At 70.3% G+C, this 1,685-nt stretch carries 2 protein-coding genes and 2 pseudogenes; all 4 read left to right on the top strand.

The features are described 5' to 3' along the window. The coding region (ndhC, locus tag J0695_RS45825) for an NADH-quinone oxidoreductase subunit A (protein WP_206969519.1) at positions 1 to 85 on the top strand (85 nt) is incomplete at its 5' end. After that, on the top strand, positions 76 to 702 hold the full coding sequence (locus tag J0695_RS38625; protein ID WP_206969518.1) for an NADH-quinone oxidoreductase subunit NuoB: 627 nt from the start codon (positions 76 to 78) through the stop codon (positions 700 to 702). The genes ndhC and J0695_RS38625, both read left to right, overlap by 10 nt. Beyond that, positions 699 to 1,088: pseudogene (locus J0695_RS45550) on the top strand (NADH-quinone oxidoreductase subunit C); the annotation flags it as partial. The gene J0695_RS38625 and the pseudogene J0695_RS45550, both read left to right, overlap by 4 nt. Positions 1,089 to 1,569: 481 nt before the next feature. Further along, positions 1,570 to 1,685: pseudogene (locus J0695_RS45545) on the top strand (SURF1 family protein); the annotation flags it as partial.

Here is a 1,685-nt window from a genome sequence, read left to right as displayed (position 1 = left end):
GCTGGTCGGGATGTTCATCTTCCTCGGCTTCCTGGCCGTCGGCCTGCTCTACGCATACAAGAAGGGCGTCCTCGAATGGACGTGACCCCTGACGTGACTCCGGACGTGACCCCCGCCGTGCCCCCCGCCATGGCCCCTGTCGACCTCCCCCAGCCGCAGCGCCTCGGTGTCCTCTCGCGCCTGGCCCCCGAACCGATGAAGGTGGTCCTCAACTGGGGCCGCCGGTACTCGCTCTGGGTCTTCAACTTCGGACTCGCCTGCTGTGCGATCGAGTTCATCGCGGCCTCGATGGCCCGGCACGACTTCATCAGGCTCGGCGTGATCCCCTTCGCGCCGGGGCCGCGCCAGGCGGACCTGATGATCGTCTCCGGCACGGTCACGGACAAGATGGCACCGGCGGTCAAACGGCTGTACGAGCAGATGCCCGAGCCCAAGTACGTCATCTCCTTCGGCGCCTGTTCCAACTGCGGTGGCCCGTACTGGGATTCGTACTCGGTGACCAAGGGCGTCGACCAGATCATCCCGGTCGATGTGTACGTCCCGGGCTGCCCGCCCCGTCCCGAGGCGCTCCTGCAGGGCATCCTCAAGCTCCAGGAGAAGATCGCCCGCGAATCGCTCAGCGAGCGTTACTCGACGCCCTCCACGGCCCAGCTGACCAGCGGTCTGGTCACCCCGCCGCCGGTGCCGGGGGCCGCGAAGTGACCGCGTACGACAGCCTCCCCGAGGCAGCGTCGGAGATCTTCGGCGAGGAGGCGACGGCGGAACGCGCCCATGACCTCCTGACGGTCGACGTCCCGACCGGGTCCTGGATCGCGGCGCTGGAGATCGCCCGCGACAAGCTCGCGTGCACGTACTTCGACTGGCTGAGTGCGGTGGACGAACCGGGCACGGGCTTCCGTGTCTGCGCACACGTGGTGGCCCTCGAAGGCCGCACGGTCCGCCGCCTCATGCTCCGTACGACGGTCCCGCACACCGCGCCTTCGCTGCCCTCGGCGGTGGATGTCTACGCGGGCGCGAACTGGCACGAGCGCGAGACGCACGAGATGTTCGGCGTGACGTTCACGGACCACCCGAACCCCGTCCCCCTTCTGCTCCCGGAGACCTTCGAGGGCCACCCCCTGCGCAAGGACTTCGTCCTCGCGGCGCGGGTCGCCAAGGCGTGGCCGGGAGCGAAGGAGCCGGGGGAGTCGCACGACGGCGGCCCCAAGCGCCGCCAGATGCTCCCGCCGGGCGTCCCTGACCCGAACGAATGGGGCCCGCAGAAGGGCCAGCTCCCACCGGCCCCGACCCGCCCGGCCCGCGCCGCGCGAGCGGCGGGCGCCACGGCGGGCGCAGCGGCAGGCGCAGCGGCGGAACGCCCGGCGCGCAGGGCCCGCAGCGTGACGGAGGGGTCTACCGCACCTTGGCGCGCAGGCGACACCGGCCAAAACCAAGCCGACACCAGCCCGAATCAAGCCGACACCGGCCCAAATCAAGCCGACACCGGCCCAAATCAAGCCCCTCCGGCGATTGAGGAGCGGGGGGTCGGGGGGCGGGGCGCCCGAAAGCGCGGCACCGTACGGTGGGAGTGTGTACCGGTTCCTGCTGACGCCCCGATGGTGGGGAATCAACGTCTTCGTGCTGCTCGCCATCCCCTTCTGCATCTTCATGGGTTCCTGGCAGCTGGGCCGGTTCGAGGACCGCGT

It is taken from the genome of Streptomyces beijiangensis (assembly GCF_017315755.1).
Taxonomy (GTDB): Bacteria; Actinomycetota; Actinomycetes; order Streptomycetales; family Streptomycetaceae; genus Streptomyces; species Streptomyces beijiangensis.
The sequence above is the reverse complement of the archived record's forward strand: the minus strand, read 5'-3'. Positions and strand labels throughout refer to the sequence as shown.